This window comes from Bacteroides fluxus YIT 12057 (assembly GCF_000195635.1).
Taxonomy (GTDB): domain Bacteria; phylum Bacteroidota; class Bacteroidia; order Bacteroidales; family Bacteroidaceae; genus Bacteroides; species Bacteroides fluxus.
The window spans coordinates 1-1,598 of sequence record NZ_GL882651.1 but is presented as its reverse complement, the minus strand read 5'-3'; the positions used below and the strand labels follow the sequence as shown (position 1 = coordinate 1,598).

Annotated in this window: 1 protein-coding gene; it reads left to right on the top strand. The window is 44.2% G+C overall.

The genetic code is table 11. The features are described from left to right. Window positions 1-138 precede the first annotated feature (138 nt). Window positions 139-1,428, top strand: coding sequence for an IS1380-like element IS612 family transposase (locus HMPREF9446_RS11575; RefSeq protein WP_005815306.1), 1,290 nt, complete (start codon window positions 139-141; stop codon window positions 1,426-1,428). The last annotated feature ends 170 nt before the right edge of the window (window positions 1,429-1,598 follow it).

Here is a 1,598-nt window from a genome sequence, read left to right as displayed (position 1 = left end):
CCTTAATTCCGCAACACTATTATAAATATAACTTTTTAAGTACCTGAGCAACAAAAAGTTGCCCAGGATTTTGCCGTGTCAGATTTTTCACTTATCTTAGTGTTGCAATTAGAAAACAAGCGAAAATCGTAACAAGGCATGGCAAAGGTACAAATAAAATCTGAGAAACTCACACCTTTTGGAGGAATTTTTTCAATCATGGAGAAATTTGACTCCATGCTTTCACCCGTTATCGACTCAACACTGGGTCAGAGATGCCGCAGTATCATCGGATATCAGTTCAGCGAGATAGTCCGTTCGCTGATGAGCGTTTATTTCTGTGGCGGCTCATGCGTGGAAGACGTAACGTCACAACTGATGCGCCATCTCTCGTATCATCCTACCCTTCGTACATGCAGCTCTGATACCATCCTCAGAGCCATCAAGGAACTGACACAGGAAAACATCTCCTATACTTCCGACCAAGGCAAGACCTATGATTTCAATACTGCAGACAAACTCAACACATTGCTTATAAACGCTTTGGTTTCTACAGGCGAGTTGAAGGAAATTGAGGAATACGATGTTGACTTTGACCATCAGTTTCTTGAAACGGAGAAGTATGATGCAAAACCGACCTACAAAAAGTTCCTCGGCTACAGGCCTGGCGTATATGTTATCGGTGACAAGATAGTCTATATCGAGAACAGCGATGGCAACACGAATGTGCGTTTTCATCAGGCAGACACCCATAAGAGATTCTTCGCTCTTCTGGAATCCCAGAACATCCGTGTAAATCGCTTCAGGGCAGACTGCGGTTCCTGCTCGAAGGAAATCGTCAGTGAGATAGAGAAGCATTGCAAACATTTCTACATCCGTGCCAACCGATGCAGTTCGCTCTACAATGACATCTTTGCTCTGAGAGGATGGAAGACGGAGGAGATTAACGGCATCCAGTTCGAACTCAATTCCATTCTCGTTGAGAAATGGGAAGGCAAGTGCTATCGTCTTGTCATCCAGAGACAAAGACGCAACAGTGGCGACCTTGACCTATGGGAAGGCGAATACACTTACCGTTGTATTCTGACCAACGATTACAAGTCATCGACAAGGGACATTGTTGAATTCTACAATCTGCGTGGCGGCAAGGAACGTATCTTTGACGACATGAACAACGGATTCGGTTGGAGCAGGCTCCCCAAGTCATTCATGGCGGAGAATACTGTCTTTCTTCTGCTTACTGCATTGATACACAATTTCTACAAGACCATCATGAGCAGGCTTGACACCAAGGCTTTTGGGCTCAAGAAAACGAGTCGCATAAAGGCTTTTGTCTTCAGATTCATCTCCGTACCTGCCAAGTGGATCATGACTGCAAGGCAATACGTGCTGAATATCTACACAGAGAACCGCGCTTATGCAAAACCCTTCAAAACAGAATTCGGATAAGAATCCTTTCTTTCCGGTTAGAATCTGCGTATTTCCTCAAGTCGCATCGTGGGGTAAGGGGATGTTGGCTACATATTGATGTTGTGCTGTTGCTTTTTACTGAAAGCTACTACTAACGACTCATAAATCTACCCTTAATCGTGTATTGGATGATAGTTGCGGATTTTAGG